The 23,416-nt window shown below is 41.8% G+C and carries 24 protein-coding genes; 12 read left to right on the plus strand and 12 right to left on the minus strand.

The window, feature by feature from the left end:
* A complete protein-coding gene (locus ACRZ9O_RS09085; RefSeq protein WP_459458435.1) occupies nucleotides 1–1,266 on the minus strand; it encodes a M28 family peptidase in 1,266 nt (421 codons plus the stop codon).
* A 34-nt stretch (nucleotides 1,267–1,300) separates the two neighbouring features.
* Nucleotides 1,301–2,473, minus strand: coding sequence for a cytochrome-c peroxidase (locus tag ACRZ9O_RS09090; RefSeq protein ID WP_459458437.1), 1,173 nt, complete (start codon nucleotides 2,471–2,473; stop codon nucleotides 1,301–1,303).
* A 193-nt stretch (nucleotides 2,474–2,666) separates the two neighbouring features.
* Between ACRZ9O_RS09090 and ACRZ9O_RS09095 the strand changes: the two genes are divergently transcribed.
* On the plus strand, nucleotides 2,667–3,284 hold the full coding sequence (locus ACRZ9O_RS09095; RefSeq protein ID WP_459458439.1) for a peptidoglycan DD-metalloendopeptidase family protein: 618 nt from the start codon (nucleotides 2,667–2,669) through the stop codon (nucleotides 3,282–3,284).
* A gap of 84 nt (nucleotides 3,285–3,368) precedes the next feature.
* Here ACRZ9O_RS09095 and ACRZ9O_RS09100 read toward each other — a convergent pair whose 3' ends face one another.
* Together ACRZ9O_RS09100 and ACRZ9O_RS09105 are read right to left on the minus strand one after the other, a co-directional pair.
* Nucleotides 3,369–4,787, minus strand: coding sequence for a M56 family metallopeptidase (locus ACRZ9O_RS09100; protein ID WP_459458441.1), 1,419 nt, complete (start codon nucleotides 4,785–4,787; stop codon nucleotides 3,369–3,371).
* Entirely contained in the window at nucleotides 4,780–5,148 is a 369-nt protein-coding gene (locus ACRZ9O_RS09105; RefSeq protein ID WP_459458443.1) for a BlaI/MecI/CopY family transcriptional regulator, read from the minus strand. Before ACRZ9O_RS09105 ends, ACRZ9O_RS09100 begins: the two co-directional genes overlap by 8 nt.
* A gap of 173 nt (nucleotides 5,149–5,321) precedes the next feature.
* Between ACRZ9O_RS09105 and ACRZ9O_RS09110 the strand changes: the two genes are divergently transcribed.
* The 3 genes from ACRZ9O_RS09110 to ACRZ9O_RS09120 are packed head-to-tail and all read left to right on the plus strand — an operon-like array spanning nucleotide 5,322 to nucleotide 6,796.
* The gene (locus tag ACRZ9O_RS09110) at nucleotides 5,322–5,669 is read left to right on the plus strand and encodes a type II toxin-antitoxin system RelE/ParE family toxin (protein WP_459458445.1); all 348 of its coding nucleotides are present in this window, start codon (nucleotides 5,322–5,324) and stop codon (nucleotides 5,667–5,669) included.
* Nucleotides 5,659–5,949 (plus strand): helix-turn-helix domain-containing protein, encoded by a 291-nt coding sequence (locus tag ACRZ9O_RS09115; RefSeq protein WP_459458446.1) that lies wholly within the window; start codon nucleotides 5,659–5,661, stop codon nucleotides 5,947–5,949. The genes ACRZ9O_RS09110 and ACRZ9O_RS09115 overlap by 11 nt, the downstream gene beginning before the upstream one ends.
* 7 nt (nucleotides 5,950–5,956) lie before the next feature.
* Nucleotides 5,957–6,796, plus strand: a complete 840-nt coding sequence (locus ACRZ9O_RS09120) for a VOC family protein (protein ID WP_459458448.1) — start codon at nucleotides 5,957–5,959, stop codon at nucleotides 6,794–6,796.
* A gap of 125 nt (nucleotides 6,797–6,921) precedes the next feature.
* Here the strand turns inward: ACRZ9O_RS09120 and ACRZ9O_RS09125 are convergent, their stop codons facing one another.
* Nucleotides 6,922–7,914 carry an SO2930 family diheme c-type cytochrome gene (locus ACRZ9O_RS09125; protein ID WP_459458450.1) on the minus strand — a complete coding sequence of 331 codons (993 nt, stop codon included), beginning with the start codon at nucleotides 7,912–7,914 and terminating at the stop codon, nucleotides 6,922–6,924.
* The gene (locus tag ACRZ9O_RS09130) at nucleotides 7,914–9,110 is read right to left on the minus strand and encodes a parallel beta-helix domain-containing protein (RefSeq protein WP_459458452.1); all 1,197 of its coding nucleotides are present in this window, start codon (nucleotides 9,108–9,110) and stop codon (nucleotides 7,914–7,916) included. Before ACRZ9O_RS09130 ends, ACRZ9O_RS09125 begins: the two co-directional genes overlap by 1 nt.
* Nucleotides 9,111–9,178: 68 nt before the next feature.
* Here ACRZ9O_RS09130 and ACRZ9O_RS09135 point away from each other — a divergent pair, with 68 nt between their 5' ends.
* The 3 genes from ACRZ9O_RS09135 to ACRZ9O_RS09145 are packed head-to-tail and all read left to right on the plus strand — an operon-like array spanning nucleotide 9,179 to nucleotide 12,548.
* Nucleotides 9,179–10,168: a sialidase family protein gene (locus ACRZ9O_RS09135; protein WP_459458454.1), complete on the plus strand. Its 990-nt coding sequence runs from the start codon at nucleotides 9,179–9,181 to the stop codon at nucleotides 10,166–10,168.
* Nucleotides 10,168–11,664 carry a sodium:solute symporter family protein gene (locus ACRZ9O_RS09140; protein WP_459458456.1) on the plus strand — a complete coding sequence of 499 codons (1,497 nt, stop codon included), beginning with the start codon at nucleotides 10,168–10,170 and terminating at the stop codon, nucleotides 11,662–11,664. The genes ACRZ9O_RS09135 and ACRZ9O_RS09140 overlap by 1 nt, the downstream gene beginning before the upstream one ends.
* Nucleotides 11,661–12,548, plus strand: a complete 888-nt coding sequence (locus ACRZ9O_RS09145; RefSeq protein ID WP_459458458.1) for a dihydrodipicolinate synthase family protein — start codon at nucleotides 11,661–11,663, stop codon at nucleotides 12,546–12,548. Before ACRZ9O_RS09140 ends, ACRZ9O_RS09145 begins: the two co-directional genes overlap by 4 nt.
* Here the strand turns inward: ACRZ9O_RS09145 and ACRZ9O_RS09150 are convergent.
* Entirely contained in the window at nucleotides 12,545–12,799 is a 255-nt protein-coding gene (locus ACRZ9O_RS09150) for a hypothetical protein (protein WP_459458460.1), read from the minus strand. The genes ACRZ9O_RS09145 and ACRZ9O_RS09150 overlap by 4 nt on opposite strands.
* A gap of 163 nt (nucleotides 12,800–12,962) precedes the next feature.
* Between ACRZ9O_RS09150 and ACRZ9O_RS09155 the strand changes: the two genes are divergently transcribed.
* A complete protein-coding gene (locus ACRZ9O_RS09155; protein WP_459458462.1) occupies nucleotides 12,963–13,472 on the plus strand; it encodes a nuclear transport factor 2-like protein in 510 nt (169 codons plus the stop codon).
* A gap of 97 nt (nucleotides 13,473–13,569) precedes the next feature.
* Here ACRZ9O_RS09155 and ACRZ9O_RS09160 read toward each other — a convergent pair whose 3' ends face one another.
* A complete protein-coding gene (locus tag ACRZ9O_RS09160) occupies nucleotides 13,570–14,418 on the minus strand; it encodes a ChaN family lipoprotein (protein WP_459458464.1) in 849 nt (282 codons plus the stop codon).
* 24 nt (nucleotides 14,419–14,442) lie between these two features.
* Complete coding sequence (locus ACRZ9O_RS09165; protein WP_459458466.1) at nucleotides 14,443–15,117, minus strand: TetR/AcrR family transcriptional regulator; 675 nt, start codon at nucleotides 15,115–15,117, stop codon at nucleotides 14,443–14,445.
* Between the two features lie 132 nt (nucleotides 15,118–15,249).
* On the opposite strand from ACRZ9O_RS09165, the gene ACRZ9O_RS09170 reads away from it, so the two are divergent.
* From ACRZ9O_RS09170 to ACRZ9O_RS09185, 4 genes are read left to right on the plus strand one after another with little or no spacing between them, the layout of a single operon-like run.
* Nucleotides 15,250–16,878 carry a peptidase domain-containing ABC transporter gene (locus ACRZ9O_RS09170; protein ID WP_459458468.1) on the plus strand — a complete coding sequence of 543 codons (1,629 nt, stop codon included), beginning with the start codon at nucleotides 15,250–15,252 and terminating at the stop codon, nucleotides 16,876–16,878.
* Entirely contained in the window at nucleotides 16,865–18,163 is a 1,299-nt protein-coding gene (locus ACRZ9O_RS09175) for an HlyD family secretion protein (protein ID WP_459458470.1), read from the plus strand. The genes ACRZ9O_RS09170 and ACRZ9O_RS09175 overlap by 14 nt, the downstream gene beginning before the upstream one ends.
* Nucleotides 18,153–19,541 (plus strand): TolC family protein, encoded by a 1,389-nt coding sequence (locus tag ACRZ9O_RS09180; protein ID WP_459458472.1) that lies wholly within the window; start codon nucleotides 18,153–18,155, stop codon nucleotides 19,539–19,541. Before ACRZ9O_RS09175 ends, ACRZ9O_RS09180 begins: the two co-directional genes overlap by 11 nt.
* A 45-nt stretch (nucleotides 19,542–19,586) precedes the next feature.
* Nucleotides 19,587–20,780 (plus strand): multidrug effflux MFS transporter, encoded by a 1,194-nt coding sequence (locus ACRZ9O_RS09185; RefSeq protein WP_459458474.1) that lies wholly within the window; start codon nucleotides 19,587–19,589, stop codon nucleotides 20,778–20,780.
* On the opposite strand, the gene ACRZ9O_RS09190 is transcribed toward ACRZ9O_RS09185, so the two are convergent.
* The 3 genes from ACRZ9O_RS09190 to ACRZ9O_RS09200 are packed head-to-tail and all read right to left on the minus strand — an operon-like array spanning nucleotide 20,777 to nucleotide 23,415.
* Nucleotides 20,777–21,103, minus strand: a complete 327-nt coding sequence (locus ACRZ9O_RS09190; RefSeq protein ID WP_459458475.1) for a DUF6370 family protein — start codon at nucleotides 21,101–21,103, stop codon at nucleotides 20,777–20,779. The genes ACRZ9O_RS09185 and ACRZ9O_RS09190 overlap by 4 nt on opposite strands.
* An 18-nt stretch (nucleotides 21,104–21,121) precedes the next feature.
* On the minus strand, nucleotides 21,122–22,189 hold the full coding sequence (locus ACRZ9O_RS09195; RefSeq protein ID WP_459458477.1) for a bile acid:sodium symporter family protein: 1,068 nt from the start codon (nucleotides 22,187–22,189) through the stop codon (nucleotides 21,122–21,124).
* 2 nt (nucleotides 22,190–22,191) lie between these two features.
* Nucleotides 22,192–23,415 carry a hypothetical protein gene (locus ACRZ9O_RS09200; RefSeq protein WP_459458479.1) on the minus strand — a complete coding sequence of 408 codons (1,224 nt, stop codon included), beginning with the start codon at nucleotides 23,413–23,415 and terminating at the stop codon, nucleotides 22,192–22,194.
* Between the last annotated feature and the right edge of the window lies 1 nt (nucleotide 23,416).

Raw genomic sequence — 23,416 nt, forward strand, 5'->3', positions numbered from 1 at the left:
CTATTTTAACTTCGTTGTATCCACTCGGCTAGGCGTATCCTTACCAGAAATAATACTGGTCGCGCTCGTCGCGATGGCCTTAATGATTTCGGTCATATTATCTAAGTCCAACGTCTGTACCTCATCACTCGCCTTGTGGTAATTAGGCTCGCTATCCATTTTAGAAGTAGAAATCGTATGCGCAGGAACGCCTAATTCGGCTAAGGTTGCATTATCAGAGCGGTAGAATAAGTTTTGTTCTGGATAGGGATCCGGATAAAAAGTGAAAGCAGAACCCACTAAGTTTTTCTTCAAAATTTCGCCCATAGACGACTTCTCGTAACCCGTAATGTAGGCACTATTTCTACCCCATTTACTTTCCGTTCCGATCATCTCAAGGTTAAACATCGCCATCACTTGATCCGGGTTGAATTGCTTAGAGAAATAATCACTTCCGTGTCCCCCGCTCTCCTCGGCCGTAAAGGCCGCAAAGATTAAGGTGCGCTCGTTATTGCGCTTTTTCGCATAATATTTTGCTAGCATCATCACGGCAGTGGTTCCTGCTGCATCGTCATTTGCCCCGTTATAAATGGAGTCTCCTTGTACCGGTTTTCCTATGCCTAAATGGTCATAGTGGCCAGAGAAAATCACGTATTCATTCGGACGGCTTTTCCCAGGAAGGATGCCTACCACATTGGATAATTCTAGACGCTCTACTTGTAGGTTTGCCTTGATTTTAAAGGAGGTAGGAACCGCATTCGCTACCACAAAAATGATGTTCGCTTGGCTTTCTCTGATCGGTCCTCTACTGGAAAGGCGCGGGATGAATTTTGCAAAGCTCTCGTGTAAAAAAGCGATGGTAGGCTTCGTCGCACTCATGATGCGGTAGGCACTTTGGCCAAAATTATCCCCCTCCTTCACATTCACCACCTCATAACCCGATTTTTCGTCGATTTGTAGGGAGGCCTCTTTGGAAATAACCGCGATCTGTTTTGCCTCGAGTGCTTTGTCATCCAAACTTCCAGAAACGGAAACAAGCTGGGACTTAAACATGGGGAACGTCTGCAAATAGGAATCCTTCGTTTTCTTCAAACCGGCTTTCTCGAATTCCGCAGAAATGAATTTGGCGGCCTTTTCGATCCCTGGAGTGAAGGGTTTTCTGCCTGCCAATTCGTTAGAGGCTAAATAGGTTTCCATGCGCTCCGTTTCTGCACGCGTAATGATTTTGTCGATTTGCTGCGCTTGAGCCATTAAAGGAAGCGCGAGTATTAATAAGAATTTTTTCATCGGAAGATTTTATCCGACAATAATACACAATTATTTAGAGAAAGGGATTGCCCCATTTTTTATTCGTGTATACCTCTCTTCCAGTTAAGGTGCGCAAGAAGGCGACCATCGCATCGATTTCGGCAGGGGTCATTTGGAGGTTTTGGCCTATATTATTCGGCTTCAAACGAGCGTCTAAATTCGTATTTCTAGGTGCGGCGGCAATCGAATTATAATGATTCAATACCTGGCGAATGGTAGCCGAGGCCGCCGTATGCATAAAGGGTGTGTTTGCCACACCGGAAGCATTTAATATATCTCTCAAAGACGGAGAGCGCGTATTATTCAGGTCAAGTTGTGTACTGCCGATGACCCCAATGAAACCATTGTTACGTGTATTCGGATCGATATCAAACTCCGGAGCTTGGTGACAACCTTGGCAACCAAATCCTCCACCTATTCTTACGCTAGCTGAATTGAAGATGGGAGGATTTAAAAATAAGGTTTTGCCGGCGTTTTCTTGAGCGGTGAAATTAGGGAAAGGCGCCCCATCATTCGGTACCTGTGCGCGACCTATATCGTATTTGGAATCAAAGGATTGAATGCTTCGAATGAATTGGGCCAAAGCCGTTTGCATCCGTGCCTCCGTAATCGTAGCGTCACCATAAGCGAGTTTAAATAGCTCCTGATAATAACCGATCCCATTCAATTTTGTGATGAGTGTGGAGATGTTGCCGCGTCCTGTTTGGCCACTAAAACCCATCTCCAAATGATCCACAATGGGCATCGTCACCTGAGCCTCTAAATTCGCTGCACGCTCATTCCAGAAAAACTTCGCCTCATTTGCATAGCGCGTATTAATCAAACGCATCGAATGCCGCTCCGTACGCCCATTTTCTACCCCTAAACTAGCTATCGCAGTATCCCCAAAAGCAAACTCTTGCTTATGGCAACTCGCACAAGCAATCGTATTATTAACACTTAAATTCTTATCGTAAAACAAAACACGACCTAGGGTAGCTGCCTTATCCGTGATCGCATTCGCCCCCGTATTATCTTTATTTACATAGGCTGGCTTCCCTTGCGCAGCATAATTATCCAACGCGACAGGATTAATGGATAAGGCTTTTTTAATTTCAGTATACGCTTCAGAAGCAACCACTGTTTCTAATGTATTTTCACTGCAGCTCCATAAGCCTACTGTCAGAACAAGAATAATATAGCGCATAGTTGATTTTTTTTCTATCTAACGTGCAAGTAACCGAATAATATACATTTACGCAATCCAATAGACGAATCCATCGATTAAGTCGATAAAAAGCTAGGATTGAGCAACTATTTCAGGATAGCGAAAAGGAAAAAGGGCATAAGAAGCCAGGTAAATTTTTCTTTGATTAAATTTGAGCAAATTAATTTCAAGAATGATTGATCGCCTATTTTCTGAGCCACTTACCTCTTCGAACAGTCTTGCACTGGATCTGAGTGCCACAAATCAAGAATTGAATCCCTCGATTTATGCGAATATTCCCGCATTTTGCGCTTATATAGACCAGAAATTAGGTGCCAAAATAGGCATAGGCGGCTACCTCGAACACCGCATCATTTACGAGGCGCATGAAAATTTTGCGACTGATTCAGCCGATTTCCGAAATATTCATTTAGGGGTGGATTTTTGGGCAGCGGCTGGAACGCCTGTTTTTTCTGTGGCGGATGGCGTGGTGCACAGTTTTCAAGTCAACCCTGGTTCGGGTAATTATGGGCCTACGATTATTATACACCATCCCACTCTAGGCATTTACAGTTTATACGGTCATTTAGCTATCGAAGATCTGGAAGGATTGTCGGTCGGAATGCCCATTGCTGCGGGCCAGCTGCTTTGTCATTTAGGTGAGCCCAGCGAAAATGGTGGATGGCCTCCGCACCTGCATTTTCAACTCATACGTGATATGCAAGGATTTACAGGCGATTATCCAGGAGTTTGCTCGCTGCGAGATCTCGCGTTTTATTCGGGGAATTGCCCGGATCCCGCTATTTTTTAAATCCCCCTAAACGGCAATAGCCTGGTGAAAATCACCGGCTATTACTCAATACTCTCATAAACAAAATTTTTAAACCCTTGTACGCTAAGGCTTTTTAGTAGTAATTTCAACTACCCCATTAGCGCCTTTTTCTGCGTATTTTGCCGTGGCTTTTTCGCCCTTCAAGACATTTATTGACTGAATATTGTCAGGACTGATTTTGTTCATATCCATATCTGTCATGATGACTCCATCAATGACAATAAGAGGTTTTTCTTTTTGGTCAGAGGAAGACTTCAATACAATGCTTGCCTGATCTTTAGGAGCAATATTTTTATTCGACCCTTTTACTGTCACGGTTATTTCTTTCCCATCGCGCATTCCTTTCATGACTATTGCATTTGAATCCAAGTTCCCGTTGAATTTTGCATCAGAAAACGAATGAGATATCGTCACATGATCTGCGGCAATTGGAGGTGTAGGAGGTGCTGGAAGGCCGCGAGGTCCAGTGGGAGGTGGCGGAGGTGGCATATCTCTCGTTGCAACAGTAAATACCTTTTTACCCGTTTTAGCGTCTGAAAAAGTAGTGGAATCTGGGCGCATTGTGACTTTGTATTCCACCCCTGCATTTTTCTTAGGCTTAGGTTTTTGCTTTTGCGCACTTAACTGAATGGAGAATAAGATAAAAGAAATCGCAACTAGAGGCAATACGGCCACCTTTCTCAGGTAGGCGTATTTAGGGGTTTTAGAGGTTGTTAACATGATAATTCTTCGTTTAATGGATGAATAATAGAATGAATGACTCGGGTTTAAAAAATGATTACCGTAATAATTTTGCAAAAGCATTTTGGCAAAAGCATCCACTTCTCCGGCGCCTACCGCATCGCGGTCAGCAATAAATTCGTGAATGTTTTGCAATTCTTTTTGAATGATCCAGTTGAAAGGATTCATCCAAAAAACAGAACAAATAAATTGAGAGAAAAGGCGATCCCAGGAGTGTTTCTCGCGGATATGAGCGAGCTCGTGTTGCAACATTTTTCGGCCATTTTCGTCTTCTATGGAGATCGATTTTTTCCAAAAAAGGTTCGAGAAAAACGAGAACGGCGCCTCCTCTAAATCTGTTTCGATGAAGGTAAAATCGCCCATCTGCTTTTTCTTATTCATCGCTTTCAATCGGAAAATCCGAATCACCGAATAAGCTAAATAACAGAGCAATAAGGCACTAATTACATACATTGGCACTAATTCCGAGGGAATATTTGCCCACTTTATCCTAAATCCCTGCACTGGAGCGGCTGAACCATACATCAGGTATTTTAATGCGGGTGTGGCAACCACTTCCTCTTCAAAAACACCAATACTTAGATGAACTAGGGGAAAAACTACGCTCAAAGCCATCGCTGCCAACAGATAATATCGATTGTATACGTGGTAAATCGTGTTCTTCAAGAATAGCGTATAGTATCCAAAGAATATCCCTGAATAAATCATCGATTTAAGCAGGTAAATAAATGTATCATTCATCGCCTTTCGATTTTAGGTTTTGCAATAGGAGTTCTAAATCTTCAATGGACATCTGCTTTTTGTCCACTAAATAGGACACCACATTCGTGTAAGATCCGTCGAAAAAGGATTCCGTTAAGCCTGCCATTCGCTGGCCAGAATAATCACGTTTTGAGACTTTCGCGGAATAGAGATTGTTCCGATTCGGATTAGAGATTTTTACAAAGTCTTTCTCCACTAAAATCTTCAACAGCGTCGCCACCGTATTCGAGTGTGGCTTCGGCTCCGGCAACAGTTCAATGATATCCTTCAAGAATCCGCCTTCCGACAAATTCCAAATAACCTGCATGACCTGCTCCTCTGCTTGTGTTAATTTTTTCATTCGTTTTACTTTTCGTTGAGGCAAATGTATAACTAAATTTTTAGTTACAAAATATTTCTAACTATTTTTTTAGTTATTTTTTATTTTATCAATAAGCTGTTCAGATAGCGAACGAATTCTATGGACATTTGGAAATACAAAATTTAAACGTAACTTTAAAGTTACAATTTCAAATGGAATCAATCCGACAGATAATTGCTTATAAAAACCATTTTGAAGATTTTCTTTTGGCATTAGATATACGAACCCAGAACAAAATCCATAAAATAATCAGTCTCCTGGAAACGATGGATAAAGTCCCATCGAATTACATAAAACATATTTCCGGAACGAAAGGGCTGTATGAAGCGAGGGTTCAGTTAGGCAGTAATATATGGCGGATATTTTGTTTTTTCGACGAGGGAAATCTGGTCATCCTGTTAAATGGATTCACGAAAAAAACGCAAAGAACTCCTAAAGTTGAAATTGATAAAGCTAAAATTTTAATGCGTACTTATTATTTGGAAAAAAATGGAAACTAAATCGTGGAAAAAAATAAAAGATTCGGTCTATGGCGAAATAGGGACCGAGCGTAGAGATGGCCTAGAGAGGGATTTTGAATCTTTCAAAATTGGTCTCCTATTACGCCAGGCAAGAGAACAAAAAAGAATGACTCAAGAGCAATTAGGGACAATTATAAATAAAAAACGTTCCTACATTTCTAGAGTAGAAAACGATGGCAGCAACGTCACAATGAAGACGTTGTATGACATTGTGGAAAAGGGTTTAGGCGGGAAAGTGAAAATTTCTATCGAAATTTAAACCCATTATGATACACGAAATTGCTACCTGCCTCTGGTTTGACAAGAATGCAAAAGAGGCCGCTGACTTTTATCAAAGCACTTTTTCAGGCTTTGAGCCCCTTTCTGAAAATCCGATGGCAGTGAATTACCGTCTATTTGATAGACGCTTTATGCACCTGAATGGCGGACCAGGATACCCAATCAATCCATCCATTTCATTCTTTTTAAATCTAGAAGATGAGAAGGAAATTAAACGTGTTTGGGCGAAGTTAACTGATAATGGAAAGGTATTAATGGATCTAAACACCTATCCTTGGAGCCCCTTGTATGGCTGGTGCGCGGATCAGTTTGGAGTGAATTGGCAAATAATGAAAAACCATGAATCGCACGCCAAGTTAGCTCCTAATTTGATGTTTAATGGAGTCAATAATGGAAAGGCTAGCGAAGCGATTGATTTCTATACGTCCCTATTTCCGAATTCTGAAATTCTGCATAAGGCATTGTATGAAAAAGGGGAGCATGACACAGAGGGGAATGTGAAGTATTCTCAGTTTACTTTAAACGGTAAGCCTTTCCACTTAATGGAAAGTTCCATGGAGCATCAGTACAACTTCAACGAAGGCGTTTCGATGATGGTGACAGTCGATACACAGGAAGAAATTGATCACTTGTGGGATCAGTTAGTTGCGGGTGGATCGCCGGGAAGATGTGGTTGGTTGAAAGATAAATATGGAGTTTCTTGGCAGATTATTCCTTTGGTTTTGGGAAAATTAATGAGCAATCCTGAGACGGCACCTAAGGCGACTTATGCCTTTTTACAGATGTCGAAATTCGTGATTGCGGATTTAGAGGCTGCAGTAAAATAGACGACAAAAAAGGAAGAAAGAATAGCGTCATTCAACGTCTCATGCTTCCATTTTTATCAACGAAAAGACCAGAGATATAACAGAAAATGAAAGCTATTCTAAAATTAGATTTTGTACCTAATCCATTATTGTGGTAAAGAAGCAATCCAGTTACGCACTAATTCAACCCCCTCGTGGTGAGTAAGTTGTCTGCCTAATTCCGGCATCATGACACCTGGATCGCGGGACGCCATGCGGTAATGTAAAATGCTCTGTTCTGGTTTCCCTGGAACAATATCATAACTCAAATTTCCGGAGCCTCTGCCTGCCGCCACTGGTGCTTTGAAGAAACCGTACGCCGTGCGATCTTTGGAATCCCAAGTTAGATAAAGACCAGATGAACGAGCGGGGCCCGTCGGATTATGGCAATGTGCACAATTGATATCCAGGTAAGCTTTTACGCGATCATCGAGGGAAGCGGATGTGTTTGAGTAGTTCACAAGGGCGGGAATGTGATCTTTAGGTAAGTCTTTCAGAAGACCTGCTGTCGCCCAATTTTGCAATTGATGACCATCGTTTAACTGTCTGACGGATGGGCCAATGGGCGTCATTTCACCTGATCTCTCGTGACAACCCTTGCACTGATTCATATTAGGCACCTGGTATTCGAAGGACTGTTTTTTACCCGCACCATCTATCCAAGAAACATGGTCGCTACCCCCTGCTACTTCGAGAACCGCATCCGTTTGTTCTTTGTTCCAAATATAGGGCAGAGCCACCCAGCCCTTGGCCTCATGCAACAATACGCGTGTTTCCATTAGTCTGCGACCCTTCTTCGGATTACGTTCATCGACGGGATAATAGAAGGTTTTTACGATGGCTGTACCTACGGGAAATTGTAAAACGGAGTCTGGATTATAGGCTACTGATTGCCCTTCAGGAAGCCTTACGAAACGTAATTTCGAAGCATAATCTGAGAAAAGAGGAGAATTCAATGTGTAAAGAACGACGCCATCCGCCGGAATTTGATCCTTTAGGGTTCCTTTGAAAAAACCGTAATCTGATAGGTTTTCCTTGTAGTCTGCATCCGCTGAAATGAGGCCAATAAACGCTAACAACAAAAGGCAGAAAATACGCATTAGAAGGTGGTAGTTTTTACATATTCAAAATCACAATCAAACAAATCTTTTCCTTGCTTTAAGCCTTTAAAATTATTCCCCGCATCTAGAAAAGCCGTGCTTTGGTTCACATTGTCACGTACACAAATGGAATAATGAAGGGGGTATTTTCCATCGGGACCTATTTTCGCGGGATTTAAAATTCCATCATACACAACCGCGGGTACCTGGCGCCCAAAACGTAAAACGAATCGGTACATTTTACCAAAGCGGCTATCCATAGGCACTCGCCTTGGCTTCCGCTCGAAGGTATTATGGTGAACAGCAACGGTTGTCGGATAGGGATCGTATTCCTTATCTTTTATGGCATTCTCTGTCATAAAATAAGAAATAATAGCAACTCCGATCGTGGCATGATTGATAATTTGGTTTTCGAATAACTCCACATTACTGGTTGCCAAAACCATCATTCCTGTTCCTTTAGGGACATTTCCCACAATATTTCCTTTAGGGGCGAAATTCTTTAAATTATTATCTTGTACGAGGTTGTGGTGGACACGAACGTGTCCGCCCTTTTTTTGGACTAAATCAGGTAAATCAAAAACCAAAATCCCCCCTGTATTCCCAATCGCTTTGTTATTATAGACGTCTGCATACAACGAATTTTCGATTTCAATTCCCGCTACATTTTGGTAGGCTGCTGAATTTCGAACGATAATGTGTTTTGATTGACCTACATAAATACCCGCATCAGAAGCGCCAATCGCAATACACGAATCGATTAACACATTCTCGCACAAGACCGGATAAAGCCCATAAGAGCCATTAGTGGATTTCGGTCCACCTGTCCAGGCAGTCTTTACGCGGCGAAAAGTGATGCCCTTCACCTGCATGGTCTTAATTAAATCTCCCTTAGAGTCCTCCGTCGTCATATCTTCTATAACGATGTTTTCGCAATTCGAAACCTTAATGCCTTCTGCCCCTTGGGTTTGCCCCTTAAAGCTTAAAATCGTTTTATCCATCCCCTTGCCTCGCAAGGTAATGTTCTTTTTACCCTCCAAAGACAAACTTTTCGTTAAGGAAAACCGGCCTGCCTCGATCTCAATCGTGGCACCATCTACTGCTAAAATCAGGCGTTTCTGTAAATTTTTCTCAAAATCCGCTTGGCTAAAAGCGCTGAGGCTCACAAGGCTGAGCAGGAATATCATTTGTTTCATGAAATAGGATTAAGGCATTCGAAATTAGGAATAATTTCATAATATTACTGCTAACAACCTATTTACCTATGAAATTCTTTACCCTAAGCATTCTTTGCGCTTGGACATTTTGTGCCTCTGCCCAAATTGAAAAAGCCGCATTCATCTACGAAAATGCCCCTTACCCATCCTGTCACGCCTCCACAATTGAAGAAACCCCTTCCGGTTTAGTCGGTGCTTGGTTTGGAGGTAAGCATGAAAAGAATCCTGATGTGGGGATTTGGTTTAGTCATTATGTCAATGGAAAATGGGAAACACCGGTTGAAATAGCGAATGGAATTCAATCAGATGGAAAGCGTTACCCACTTTGGAACCCCGTATTATACCAAGTTCCGGGGAAAGAATTAATCCTTTTCTATAAAGACGGTCCAGCACCTGACGAATGGTGGGGCATGCTGAAAAGATCCTTCGATGGAGGAAAAACGTGGTCTAAGGCCGAAAGACTCCCTAAAGACATCTACGGGCCTATTAAAAATAAGGCTGTTCTCTTAAAAGACGGCACCCTATTATGCCCATCCAGTTCCGAAGATGACGACTGGAAATTGCACATGGAATTCACCCGCGACTTAGGCAAAACCTGGTCAAGAACGGGTCCATTGAACGATGGTGTGACGACTTCAGCCATCCAGCCCAGTGTTTTGTTTCTGCCAGACGGACGATTACAACTTGTTTGCCGGTCTGAAAATGGCTTCATTTTACAAGCATTTTCGTCCGATCAAGGACAGTCCTGGACTGCGCTAGAACCCTCTAACTTAGTGAATCCTAATTCTGGAATCGACGCGGTGACACTGAAAGACGGCAGACACGTTATCGTCTACAATCCAGTAAAAAAAGGCCGATCTCCCATCAGTGTGGCCATTTCTAGTGATGGAAAGACTTGGAAAGATGTCGCTACCTTAGAGAATGAGCCCGGGGAAGAATTCTCTTATCCCGCGGTTATCCAGACAAATGATGGCAAAATCCACATCACCTATACCTGGAAACGTAAAAGAATCAAGCACGTCATTCTCTCGCTCTAATGGCATTACTCGACCTCGTATTAATTCTTCTTTACCTACTAGCCATGGTGGGAATAGGGATTTATTTTTCGCGTAAGAATAAGAGTTCCGAGCAATTCACTACCGCCTCCGGATCTATCCCGGGGTGGGCTTTAGGCCTGAGTTTTTATGCGACCTTTTTGAGTGCGATTACTTTTTTAGGAGATCCGGGGAAGTCTTTTGGGGCGAACTGGAATCCCTTTGTTTTCAGCCTTTCCATTCCGCTCGCGGCCATTGTGGCGACGAAATGGTTCGTCCCCTTTTACAGGCAAAGTGGAGAAATTAGTGCGTACACTCACCTAGAAAAACGATTTGGGAATTGGGCCAGAACTTATGCAATGGTTTGTTTCATCCTTACGCAGTTAGCTAGAATGGGGACGATATTTTATGGTATTGCCTTGACATTAAATGCATTGACAGGCATCGATATGCGCTTGATTATTCTGGTGGCTGGGCTTTGCATTATTCTTTATACCGTGTTAGGCGGAATGGAGGCGGTGATCTGGACAGAGGTTATTCAGGCCATTTTGAAGACTTTAGGGGCAGGAATGATTCTGTATTTAATCACCTTGCAAACTCCCATTAGTCGCATTATAGAGACGGGAATGCGGGAGGATAAATTCAGCCTGGGAACCTTCGATTTAGACTTTCAGTCGAGCTCCTTTTGGGTGATTTTAGCGTATGGATTTTTCATTAATCTGACCAATTTTGGGATAGACCAAAACTATATCCAGCGCTACCATACTGCTCAAAATCCTCGGGATGCCGCAAAAAGTATTTGGCTCTGCGTCCTGTATTATGTCCCCGTATCCTTCCTATTTTTCTTCATAGGAACGGCCCTTTACAGCTTTTATGCGGATAACCCAGCACTTATCTTAGAACTCAAACAACAGGTTGCTGCTGAAAAAAACATTCCTCTAGATGCACTTAAAGCAAGTGATTACGGTGACCGCGTGCTCCCCTTTTTCATGAAAACCCAAATCCCCACCGGATTCCTCGGACTACTTATTGCCGCACTTTTATCCGCGGGAATGAGTACCATGAGTAGCGGGATGAATAGTTCGGCGACCGTGTTTTTGAAAGACATTTATTTGCGCTACATCGATCCTGCGGCAGACTCGAAAAAACAGTTTCGACTGTTACTAATTGCCACGACTTGCATGGGAGGGTTAGGCATCGTTTTCGGGATAAGTATGATCGGCGTAAAAAGCCTGTTGGATGTCTGGTGGAAGCTTTCAGGAATCTTTGCAGGAGGTATGCTCGGGATCTTTTTGCTAGGCTTTATAGCGAAAAAGGTGAACAATTTTGAGGCTAAATTCGCAGCTATTTTAGGCTTACTGCTCATTGCTTTGATGTCATTTAAGGATGTGTTGCCTGAAGCCTTTCAGATCCCACTAGACAGCAAAATGACGGTGGTGGTGGGAACCTTAACTATCGTAGGAATTGGAATTATACTTCATAAAATCCGATCAAAATGAAAGAATTACCCCGCGGTTTTATTCCAGTAATGCTCACCCCTTTTCACGCCGATTTGTCCGTGGATTATACGACGTTGCGGTCATTATGTGATTATTATATTGAGAAGGGTGCTGTGGGCCTTTTCGCGAATTGCCTCTCGAGCGAGATGTATGAATTATCTACAGTGGAGCGTTTAGCTGTCATTAAAACAGTGGTAGATCAAACGGCTGGAAGGGTGCCTGTCGTGGCGACGGGGACTTTTGGTGGAGATATTATAGAGATGGCTTCTTTTTCAAACCAGGTATATGCCTTGGGAGTGGATGCTGTCATCATATTGAATAACCAATTTGTTACGGCAGAGGAATCAGATGAAGTATTTTTGACTCGAATGAAGCAATGGATGGAATGGACGCCTGGCGTTCCTTTTGGCATTTATGAATGCCCTGTCCCCTATAAAAGATTGGTTTCGATTCCGGTCTTGCAAGCTCTTTTAACGTCTGGTCGCCTCTGTTACCACAAAGATACCTCACTCGATATTAATCAAGTGAAAGCGAAAATTGAAGCAGGTGCAGGTGCACGTTTCGGCGTTTATGATGCCTATATGGTTCATGCCAAAGCCTCCCTGGAAGCCGGCTCCATGGGCCTATCGTGTATTCAGGGGAATTTCTTTCCGGATTTAATTGCCGATTTCTGCTTGAGACCTTCCACCGATTTTCAAGCCTTCCTGACGGAAAACATGGACCTGATGCATTCCGCCTATCCCACCAGCGCAAAATATGTGTTACAGAAACAAGGCTTTCCTATAAACATAGCCACCAGAAGGGAAGTGGAACCACTAACGGAAGAACTAAAAGGAAAATTGGACCAACTGCTCGCCTCGAGTAGTCAGTTTCGGACCACCTAAATCCCTTTCCCATATTTATTGATTAACGCAATTTGTCCAGCATGATAAGCCGTGTGCGAAACAATTCTGCCTAGAGCTTCCGCTTTCGTCTTCGTCCCAAACTCCTTCGTAGTAATTACTTCTGACCAAACCGAATTAGGCGATTCGCCTAAATGCTTTCTTAGATCCTCAGAACGCAAGGTTTTCAATTGATTTGAAAATCGCGTGCGAGCCTCGACCCATTGTGCAACAAAGTGCAGTGTTGTTTCCATTCCTCAATGTACTCATTTAAGGATATAGCTGCGAAACCCATAAGACGGTTCCTAAATATGTTCCCAAATCCGTAAAGGGAACAAGTGCACAAGGCTAATCCGGTGTGAGGGGATTTATTTCCTTTTTCTTTGGCAAAATTATTAACCCCTTAACAACCAAAAAATGAAAAAAATCATTCTATTATTCGCCATTGCGGGAAGTATTTTCGCTTGTACTAAAAAAGAAGACGGTGCAGCAGCGTCAACTAGCGCTAAAGGTCAAAACGGCATCGCTATTGACAGCTCTGCCAATACAGATTTAGTTAGAAAGGCGATAGCTGCATTTGAATCTGGCGATACAGCAACTTATCGTTCTACCTATTCTGCTGACGCTATATTTCACGATAACTTAGATTCAATGGGTATCGATGGAAATATGACTATTTTTAAAGTATTAGCTGACAAAGGCATTAAGGTTAGTATTGAAGTGGGTCCGGTTTGGGAAAATCAATTCGATAAGCCTGATGCTAAAGGCTATACTAATTTCGTAATGGGTTACACTACTTTTACCTACACGAAAGGTGATAAATCAGCTAAAACGGTAATTTTCGCCGTTGATGCTATTAAAGATGGCAAGCAAGTAGAAGAGTGGTTAGTATATGACAAGACCGCTTTTGCTGAATTAATTAAATAAATAGAATGGCGCAGAGCTATCACTCTGCGCCATTCTATTTTCTACAATTTATGGGGATATCGAATCCGAAGTATCATAGCCCTGCCTTGACAGCTAATTAATACGTCCCTGTCATGTCTTCCTCCACGCAGATGATGTAATCTGCTTTTAAAAGATGCTCTGGGAGCAGGGAATCGATCTCTTTTTGGGAAACCGTAGCAATGGTGGCGATCTTGATGTCTGCTTTTGATCGCTTTAAATACCAGGAAATTCCTTCGTAATATTCCGAGTGATACGAGCCGTTGTAGTGAATAAATAGTAATCCCGGCGTCCAATTCGAGAAGATAAAATGCGCCATAGTCGCGTCTTTCAATGCTTGCGCTTTCGGCATATTAGGCGAAGTATGTTCGCCCATCATTTTCAACATTTTTTGATAGCCAGGAAGATTTGCCTCATAAGCGATCGGCAACGGCGCGATCCATGCTTTTTCTTCTGATGGCAGATTGATTAAACTTTCAAAGCCTCCACGCGCCACTTGGCTTGCAAATTTTCGAGGCACATTGGTGGCGATGAAAGGCAGGTTTTTCTCTTTAGCAAAATTCACTAAAGGAGCATAATCCGTTTTGTAATTCTTCCAAAGACGAGCCGACGAATCCAAACCCTTCGCTGTGATTTTTCCTTGCAAATAGTTAGTTAAAGCGCCCTGATTATCCCGTTCAAACATCTCCGCACCTAAAACCAACTGACGCTGTTCCGCCAAGGCCTGTGTGATCTCTAATTCCAACCAGTGGCTAATGGGATTATTATGCAACTCCCCTATTAATACCACATCCTGCTGACGAAGATCCTTAAGCATCTTCTCAAAGGAGACCTTTTTGCCTTTACCGTTATACAACACATAGGCCGGCTTATCAAAGGCCTGCAAAGAGAAAGAAAGAACAAAGAAGAGTGAGAGTAGCTTTATCATAGGATAAAACTAAATAATTCTGGCTTATGCCTGCAAGGATTTAAACAATAAATCCGTCAAATACTGCGCGACAAAGTCCGTCTTATTCTTTTTCCCAGCATCTGTTAACTTAGGCAGGTATTGGCTGAAAAAAAGCTGGGAATGTGCCGTTTCAATTAAGGTACTACTAAGGGAATGAGGAAATTCGTACCCTGCATTATACGATTGAATTAATTCAGAGATACGCGCACAAAGGTCTTTATAAGGTTTAAAAACAGCGTTTTCGTTGATTTCTTTGACTTCCTTCACGAGGTAGACTTTGCTACTTTCTGTGATAACAATTTGATGTAGATACTGCTTATTATAATCGGAATGACCTTCGCTCTCCTCCAAAGGATGTGTTAACAATTCAACTAAGCGTTCCAGCTTAGCTTTCGAATTCGCCAATGGCTGTAACTGAAACACCACCAAGTATTCCATATAAGACCAATACCAATTCAAGATGTACAACAACATCCGGTGTTTATTCTCAAAATAGCGGTAGATCGACGCCTCCGTCGTATTCATCTCCTTCGCTAATTTCTTGAATGTAAAATGCTCAAAACCTAAGGTATGAATGAGGTCAATCGCATTTTTTACAATTTGCTTTCCTAATTCAGTACTTTCTGGGTCCCGCAAATAGATCTTTTCGTTAACTTTAAAACTTAGTGAATAATCCATTGTTATACCTGTTGAACAAAACAAAGTTAATAATAGAATAACTACCACAAAAGATATTTTAACAATTATTAATAATAGTAATACTATTATTTAAAAAAGTATTTTTAGTTTTGTAGTAGTAAACGAATTGTTATGCAACAAACAAGTCCATTGAAGCGAGTACAAGCCCTGATACAGGAACACAAAAAGGAGGTCACTTCGATCTACTTGTTCTCTATCTTAGGTGGTATAGTAAATTTAAGTTTGCCCTTAGGCGTGCAGACCATCATCGGATTAGTAATGGGTGCTACAATGGTCACTTCGATTTATGTGCTGATCTTTTTAGTCGTATTAGGCGTGTTTTTGATGGGTTTGTTTCAAATCAACCAGATGAAAATCATCGAGTCGATTCAACAAAAAATCTTCGCCCATTATGCCTATGACTTCGCTGATAAGATCCCACAATTGGATCTAAAACATATGGATAAATACCATATACCAGAGAAGGTTAATCGTTTTTTTGATACCTTAAATATTCAAAAAGGCTTCGCAAAACTTTTACTTGATATACCGGTAGCCACCGTTCAGATTGTTTTTGGCATCATTTTGCTTTCACTATATCATCCACTATTTATCATTCTAGGAGTAATCTTATTGATACTTTTAGCCTTGATTTTATATTACACATCCCAAAAAGGAATTGAAACTAGCATCGAGGAATCGAACTATAAATATGGGGTTGCCGGATTTTTTGGAGAAATTGCCCGCACCATTAAAACGTTTAAATTTAGCCAAGGTTCAGATTTGAACTTGATCCGTACAGATGAAAATGTAATGGGTTATTTAGGTGCTAGAACAAAGCACTTTCGCGTGCTGCTATTTCAATACAAATCGCTCTTATTTTTCAAGGTTGCCTTAACTACGCTGATGTTAACCTTAGGTTCGTATTTATTAATTAACCAACAGTTAAACGTAGGGGAATTTGTCGCGGCAGAAATCGTTATCATGTTAGTGATAGGGGCGGTGGAGAAACTTATTACAAGCCTTGATAGCGCCTATGATGTGATCACTGGTTTAGAGAAATTAGCCTCTGTTACCGATAATCCATTAGAGACAGGTGGAGATTTAGAGCTTAATTCCAACATAGGATTGGAGATAGAAATGAAGAATTTCAGCTTTGAATTCGAACCAGGAAAGCCTGTTCTAAATTCCATAAATCTTCACATTGAGCCAGGAGAAAAGATCCAACTTTCAGGGCCAGCAGGTTCAGGGAAGTCGATCTTAATGCGTGTGCTTACTGGAAATTATATTGACTTTAAGGGAACGCTATTAATCAATAAGGTTCCCATCAAAAACTACAATCTACAAAGCCTTCGAAAACATACCGGAATTTTACTCCAAAACCAAGAGATTTTTGATGGCTCTGTATGGGAAAATATTAGTTTAGGGAATAAAGAAATTAGCCCTTCCTTAATATTAGCCACCGCTGATAAATTAGGGTTTTCCGATTTTCTGAATCATTTCCCACTCGGCTTTGATACAGAGATTGAACCTTTAGGCAAAAAGACTCCTCAAACGATTGTGAAGAAAATACTCTTACTTCGTGCGCTTTGTGGGGATAGAAAATTACTCATTTTAGAGAACCCTTGGAATGGTTTAGAACCTAACTTAGCCGGTCTTATTCAAACTTATTTGAAAAACCAATCTGCGACTGTCATTATTTCCGCAAACGAGGGTGCCTTTTTTGATAAAAAATTAGAGATTAACAATGGAAAAATTTAAGTCATTTAATCAGATTTACCTGCGCGAAAAAGGGCCAGCTACGAGACCTTGGTTAATCGGACTAGGACTTATTATAATTGGAATTCTTTTCTTGCCCTGGACGCAAAATATTAGGTCTAAAGGACAAATTACTAGTCTTTATCAAGAGCAAAAACCGCAAAAAATCTATAGCCCCATTGCAGGTAAAATTGCGCGTTGGTGGGTGAAAGAGGGCGACTTTGTAGAGCAAGGTGACACCTTAGCTAAAATCACCGAGATCAAGGCTGAGTACCTAGATCCGAAGTTGATCCTACGAACTCAAGAGCAGTTAAATGCGAAAAAGGGAACAGTAAGTTACTACGAACAAAAAGTCCAAGCGACGGAAGATCAAATTAACAATTTAGGTACGTCCAAAACCTTAAAGCAGGACCAATTAAAAAATAAAATAACGGCCTTGCAACAAAAATTAACAGGAGAAAAAGCAGAATTAGAAGCGGCTTCAAATGAGTATAACTTAGTAAAAGACCAGTTTGAACGTAACCAAAAAATGTTCGCTAAAGGTTTAATTTCGCAGACGCAATTCCAACAAAGAAATGCATCGATGCAGAACTCATTGGCGAAAAAAACCACCTCAGAAAACAAGGTAAATCAAACCCTGCAAGAGATTCAAAATACGAAAATTGAATTGCGTGGAGTAGATCAAGAATACAGTGAGAAAATGAACAAAGCGGAGGGAGAAAAATTCCAAAGTTTAGGGATGATCGAAACGGGTAAGGGGGAAATCGCAAAGCTGGAAAACCAAGTGGCTAGTTACACGATTCGAGATGGAATGTACTACATCTTAGCTCCACAAAGTGGTCAAGTAATTAATGCGAAAAAATCGGGTATCGGTGAGATTCTAAAGGATGGAGAAGAGCTTTTAATCATCGTTCCTCAGAATACAAATTATGCGGTAGAGATGTATGTTAGACCCGTCGATTTACCTCTGGTTTCGCCTGGACAAGATGTACGATTTATTTTTGATGGTTTCCCTGCGATTATTTTTGCGGGAGGATGGCCAGACCAAAGCTTTGGAACCTTCCCTGGAAAGATTAGAGCCGTGGAAAATAACATCGATGAGAATGGGATGTTCCGCGTGATTGTGGTGGAAAATCCAAAAGACAAAAAGTGGCCTAAGCAAATCAAGATGGGTGCAGGAGCGCAAGGAATTGCCTTGTTAAATGATGTCCCACTTTGGTACGAGTTATGGCGAAATATCAATGGATTCCCAGCTGATTTTTATACGGTAGAAAAGGATGAAAAATAGTTTATTTGTCTGCTTTTTTCTGAGCTTTGCCAGTCTAGCACAGACTCCAGTATTGTATCCGGAAGCATTCCTTAAAATCGTACAAACCTACCATCCTTTAGCGAAGCAGGCGAACATCGGTGTTCAAAAATCGGAGGCGCAAATCCTACAGGCTAGAGGGGGATTTGATCCGATTTTGAGCCATTACAGTACCCAGAAGACCTTTGACGGGAAAAACTATTATAACTACCACGCCCCGGAACTAAGCATTCCTACCTGGTATGGAATCGAGGTGAATTCAGGTATCGAAAACCTGCAGGGTTCACGGCTAAACCCGAACCAAACACTGGGTGAAACTAGTTACATCGGTATCACGGTACCCCTCGCGAAGAATCTCGTGATGGACCAACGAAGAGCCAGCCTTCAACAAGCTAAATTGATGAATAAAATGGCGCTTCAAGAACAAAGAAGCCTTCTCAACGATCTATTTGCAGATGCAATGGCTTCTTATTGGAACTGGGTAAAAAGTGTGCGCGTATTACGGATTGTAGATCAAAATCTGAAAATTGCAGAGGCACGTGTTTCCTTCGTAAAGCAAAGTGTGGAACTAGGAGAAAGGCCCTCCGTGGATACCATAGAGGCAACCACTCAGCTACAGTATTTTGAAAATTTGTACCAAGAAAAATGGGTGGAAAGAGAGAATTCGCGCCTCTCCCTTTCTGTGTATTTATGGCAAGAAAATAATACGCCTCAAGAATTATCGACAGAAGTACAACCCGCTGATGTGGTTAATGAGTTCGCCTGGATGGCTGAATTTGATCTAAACTTAAACTCCCTTCTCGAAAAAGCCTACGAAAATCACCCCGATTTAAGTGCTTATCAATTTAAAATTGAAGGCCTGCAAATAGAAAAGAGGTTGAAGTTCCAAAGCCTGTTACCTAAACTAGATTTCACCTATAATGCCTTAAGCAAAGGCTCGATGCCGAGCGTAGAAGTGCGCCCCCTTTTTGAAAATAATTACCAATATGGGATTAAGTTCGAAATGCCACTTCGACTTTCTAAAGGCAGGGCAGATTACCAATTAGCAAAGCTCAAAATTCAGGAAGAGTCCCTAAATCTAGCCCAAAAAAGACAACAAATTCAAGTGAAGGTGAGCTCCTATTTTAACCAGGTGGAGAGCCTAAAAAAACAGATTGATACCCAGCAAAAAGCCGTTTCAAACTACCAAGCTTTAGTGAAAGCGGAAGAAGCACGATTTGCAGAAGGGGAATCATCCTTGTTTTTAATCAATAGTCGAGAAACAAAAGCGATGGAGGCCGCTGAAAAATTAACAGAACTGAAGGCCTATTTATTCAAAGCCATCTATGCATTACAAGCAAGCGCGGGAGTATTAATTTAGAATAATTGGGCGTACCTTTGCGTCTTCTTAAAATACCCCTCTATAATGCCTACTTCTGCGAACCGCACGAAAATTATCTTAATCCTTGGAATCTTGTCAGCCATTGGACCTTTGTCCATCGACATGTATTTGCCCGCTTTTAAAAATATCGCTGCGGTTTTGCAATGCTCTCAAGAGGAGATGGGCTATACGCTTTCCAGCTTCTTTTTCGGGATCTGTATAGGCCAATTGATGAGTGGCCCACTACTAGATCATTTCGGTCGTAAAAACGTATTGTATATCGGTTTATCCCTTTATGTGCTGAGCTCCATTGCCTGTGCCTTCGCAACTTCAGTAGAAATGCTAATTGTATTCCGTCTATTCCAAGCATTAGGCGGAAGTGTAGGAATGGTGGCGCCTAATGCCGTCATTCGTGAGACCTTCGAGGAAAAGGATCGACCTAAGGTGATGTCCTTGATGATTTTAATTCTGGGCGTGTCTCCTATTTTAGCCCCTTCGCTTGGCAGTCTATTACTAACTATTGCGAGCTGGAAAGCCATCTTCTTAGTCCTAGCGGGCATCTTATTGCTGATTATCTTCTTAATAAAACTCTGGTTACCGGAGAAAACAAATCGAGAAAAAGGAGGCCCATTCCGTGTTTCCACGATTATAAAGGCCTATAGATCCCTTTTTAAAGAGAAGGAGTACTTGGTTTTTGCCTTCACAGGTGCCATTGGAGCCGGCAGTATCTTTACGTATGTGGGAGGAGCACCTTTGACATTTTTAACCTACTATGGGGTAGATGAGTCTAAATTTGGATTCATTTTTGCCATCGTTGCTTCGGGAATTATTTCCGCAAGTCAATTGAACCGGGTGGTTTTAAAGAAGTATTCGAGCTTACAAATCCTAAAAGTAACTCTGCCTACGCAGTTAACCTTAGGAATTATATTGTCTTTACTAGCGAAGCTAGATTTGCTTACAATGGAACTAAACATTGGGCTTTTATTCTTAATCATGGGTTGCCAAGGATTCAACTTCCCTAATGTGGCGACGCTGGCTTTGCGCCCCTTCCACCGCGGAGCAGGTACAGCGTCTGCGATGCTAGGATCTATTCAAATGGCCTGGGGTGCGGTTTGTGCCACTCTAGTGGGTTTACTATTTGATGGAACGCCTTTTACAATGGCCATTATCATCGTGGGATGTGCCGTTATTGCAAACACCATTTTATTCGGAATAGGTCGGAGATATATTGTGGCCTAGGGCTTTAAAAGCTCGAAATAAGTCACCACGAATTTATCCCCCTGTAGACTGCCTTGCACTTTGGCCTTACGCACGGCCATGCAAAAGCCTTTCTCCTCATGGGCATCCCCGTGATCATCCAGACCTGTGCCTTCTACCGCATAAGCTTTCCCTTCGTATTTCAAGGCAAGGAAACATTCCTTTCCTGGCATATCAAAATTACATGTCCCACAGGAAGTCTCTAAAACTAATACAGGTTTTGCGGGGTCTAACTTCCCGGCAGGTTTCGTTTGGGCTGAGGCTAAAAATGAGGCCAAAACAAAGAAGAAGACTAACTTTTTCATATCATTAATCCGTTTAAACTATTTATTTCTCCCCCACCAATTCGCTAAAATCGAGGCGGTAATATTTTGCATTGATCCAAAAATACCAGGAACTAACCCCATCGTGGCTATGTACCCCATTTTAGCGGCTATCCCAGAGGCTAAACCCGCATTTTGCAGTCCTACCTCAAAGGCAATTGTCCGGGAATCTTGTTCATTAATTCCCATCCATTTGCTAATCTTATAACCAAAAAAGTAGCCTAATAAATTATGCACTAACACAATTAAAATCAGCAACCATCCCATCTTCAGTAAGGTATTGTGCCCCGCTGAAACGGTCAAGGCAACAATAAAAATGATGGGCGCCATCGACAAAATAGGCAATAATTCATCCAACCATTTCTGTCTCCCATAGCAATATTGATTATACACTAATCCAGCAATCACCGGGAAAATCACGATCTCCATAATGTGCCAAAACATATCCCAAAAGTCGATGGGAACTAGTTGATTCGCTAGTAACTTCATCAATAAGGGCGTGACTAAAGGGGCTAAAAGCGTCGAGATCGCAGTCACTGTCACGGAAAGGGCTAAATTTCCTTTAGAAATATAGGCCATCACATTCGAAGCAACTCCACTGGGCGAGCATCCCACTAAGATAATTCCCGCCGCTATTTCAGGTGGTAGATCCGTCGACATCGCGAGTGCCATACCGATTCCGGGCATGATTAAGTAATGACAAAAAATTCCGGCTAGAATAGGTTTAGGTGATTTCGCGATCTCCACAAAGCGCGTCAAATTCATATGAATCCCCATTCCGAACATGGTAATAATTAACAAGGGAGTGACCAATTTCTTTAAAGGGAATCCGTGATAAGCCACTAAATTTTCTGGATAATTAAGCGCATAAGTGGAGGCGGCAAATATGAACAGGGTATAAGAAAAACCCTTCAATATAGGATGGCCTTGAAAGCCCAAGGCGAGCAGCACAAAACTGGCCATCAAGCAAATGGCTGCTCCAGAAATTCCGGCAACGGTACAAACAATAGCGGCCATTCCTGTCAGGATTCCTAGACCTAAAAGAAGTTGAAAAATAGTCCTATTCATCTTTACATAAATTGGAAAATAAGTGGGAATAAAAAGCTAACAATGGCAGCCCAAATCGCATAGATCGGCAAATAGGAAGTGATTCCTTTTTCAACATCTTCTATGGTAGTTTGACCCTTTAAAAAACCCCATACATTTTTCGTAGCCAGCATTAAATGCACCATTATTAGGGCATTACTACCAAGAACGACTAAACGGTTAGGCGTGACACCGAATTCGACCAGGCGGTACCCTATCGCAGATAAAGCAATGCCATTATCGATGATCGCAACCAGCGCCAAAGCGAATAAAAAATACTGATGTACACGTGACGCATTTACTTTAGTCGCCTCCCCTAAAGAGAACAAAATCAAGGCCATCACGCCTATCAAGATTCCGTTAAATACCAATAAGAATTCCCGGTCATTATATGGATCCTTCCCGGTGAATATAACCGCCACTAAAAATAAGGCTAGGGTGATGGTAACGATAGGGGTAAAAATGCGCGCGATGACAGGAGAAATTTTACTGACTAGGCTGGCGTTTTGGCGGACTAAAAAGGTAGCCAAAAGCGGAACAGAGGGTAAGATAGAAAGCACCAAATAGCGGAAATAATAATCCTCGATATCGATGTCAATCAGCTTAAATAAATTAAGCGTTAAACCCGTAAACAATCCCCCCGCTAGTCCAATCACTTCGGTCATCAAAACTAAATCCCCGTGGTAGCGCAAAAATTCCATCCGCTTCGCCGAATCATTTCCAGCAAAAATATACCCGACCACTAACCAAAGTAAAATAGGAATATGCAAACAAGTCAATAAAAGGGTCGTACTTCCCTCAGGTAATAAATTAATGTAGACAATGGATGCCCCTAAAATAGACAGAGGCCAGGCTAAATCGCGTAAACTTAAACCCTGTTTGTACGCAAAATAAGCTCCGATCCCTGGCAACACAATAAAAGACATATTCCGGGGGAAATACAGATCGTGAGATATCGAAAATAGATCCGGCAATTGCATTAAAAAAGCGACTATAGCAGCGATGATTGCGAGCAAAGTCCAATCCCCTTTTGAACCCCACGAAGTAGATGATACAGCTAATCTCTGCTGCCAAATTTGCGCCGAAAGCTCAGATGAAATTTGTGGATAAACCACTTGAAAAGCACGGGTAAATGCGCTCGGATTTGATCGGTATAATTGTTCCAATAGCGCTGGCTCTGCGATGTGTTGGATGATTTGATTTTCCATA

The organism is Aquirufa sp. HETE-40SA (assembly GCF_054558635.1).

Coding starts and splice junctions, on each gene's coding strand:
- ACRZ9O_RS09145 (WP_459458458.1), top strand. CDS start 11,661: ATGAAAGAATTACCCCGCGGTTTTATTCCAGTAATGCTCACCCCTTTT.
- ACRZ9O_RS09155 (WP_459458462.1), top strand. CDS start 12,963: ATGAAAAAAATCATTCTATTATTCGCCATTGCGGGAAGTATTTTCGCT.
- ACRZ9O_RS09180 (WP_459458472.1), top strand. CDS start 18,153: ATGAAAAATAGTTTATTTGTCTGCTTTTTTCTGAGCTTTGCCAGTCTA.
- ACRZ9O_RS09135 (WP_459458454.1), top strand. CDS start 9,179: ATGAAATTCTTTACCCTAAGCATTCTTTGCGCTTGGACATTTTGTGCC.
- ACRZ9O_RS09200 (WP_459458479.1), bottom strand. CDS start 23,415: ATGGAAAATCAAATCATCCAACACATCGCAGAGCCAGCGCTATTGGAA.
- ACRZ9O_RS09100 (WP_459458441.1), bottom strand. CDS start 4,787: ATGAATGATACATTTATTTACCTGCTTAAATCGATGATTTATTCAGGG.
- ACRZ9O_RS09130 (WP_459458452.1), bottom strand. CDS start 9,110: ATGAAACAAATGATATTCCTGCTCAGCCTTGTGAGCCTCAGCGCTTTT.
- ACRZ9O_RS09095 (WP_459458439.1), top strand. CDS start 2,667: ATGATTGATCGCCTATTTTCTGAGCCACTTACCTCTTCGAACAGTCTT.
- ACRZ9O_RS09105 (WP_459458443.1), bottom strand. CDS start 5,148: ATGAAAAAATTAACACAAGCAGAGGAGCAGGTCATGCAGGTTATTTGG.
- ACRZ9O_RS09175 (WP_459458470.1), top strand. CDS start 16,865: ATGGAAAAATTTAAGTCATTTAATCAGATTTACCTGCGCGAAAAAGGG.
- ACRZ9O_RS09125 (WP_459458450.1), bottom strand. CDS start 7,914: ATGCGTATTTTCTGCCTTTTGTTGTTAGCGTTTATTGGCCTCATTTCA.
- ACRZ9O_RS09110 (WP_459458445.1), top strand. CDS start 5,322: ATGGAATCAATCCGACAGATAATTGCTTATAAAAACCATTTTGAAGAT.
- ACRZ9O_RS09160 (WP_459458464.1), bottom strand. CDS start 14,418: ATGATAAAGCTACTCTCACTCTTCTTTGTTCTTTCTTTCTCTTTGCAG.
- ACRZ9O_RS09195 (WP_459458477.1), bottom strand. CDS start 22,189: ATGAATAGGACTATTTTTCAACTTCTTTTAGGTCTAGGAATCCTGACA.
- ACRZ9O_RS09115 (WP_459458446.1), top strand. CDS start 5,659: ATGGAAACTAAATCGTGGAAAAAAATAAAAGATTCGGTCTATGGCGAA.
- ACRZ9O_RS09170 (WP_459458468.1), top strand. CDS start 15,250: ATGCAACAAACAAGTCCATTGAAGCGAGTACAAGCCCTGATACAGGAA.
- ACRZ9O_RS09185 (WP_459458474.1), top strand. CDS start 19,587: ATGCCTACTTCTGCGAACCGCACGAAAATTATCTTAATCCTTGGAATC.
- ACRZ9O_RS09165 (WP_459458466.1), bottom strand. CDS start 15,117: ATGGATTATTCACTAAGTTTTAAAGTTAACGAAAAGATCTATTTGCGG.
- ACRZ9O_RS09120 (WP_459458448.1), top strand. CDS start 5,957: ATGATACACGAAATTGCTACCTGCCTCTGGTTTGACAAGAATGCAAAA.
- ACRZ9O_RS09085 (WP_459458435.1), bottom strand. CDS start 1,266: ATGAAAAAATTCTTATTAATACTCGCGCTTCCTTTAATGGCTCAAGCG.
- ACRZ9O_RS09140 (WP_459458456.1), top strand. CDS start 10,168: ATGGCATTACTCGACCTCGTATTAATTCTTCTTTACCTACTAGCCATG.
- ACRZ9O_RS09150 (WP_459458460.1), bottom strand. CDS start 12,799: ATGGAAACAACACTGCACTTTGTTGCACAATGGGTCGAGGCTCGCACG.
- ACRZ9O_RS09190 (WP_459458475.1), bottom strand. CDS start 21,103: ATGAAAAAGTTAGTCTTCTTCTTTGTTTTGGCCTCATTTTTAGCCTCA.
- ACRZ9O_RS09090 (WP_459458437.1), bottom strand. CDS start 2,473: ATGCGCTATATTATTCTTGTTCTGACAGTAGGCTTATGGAGCTGCAGT.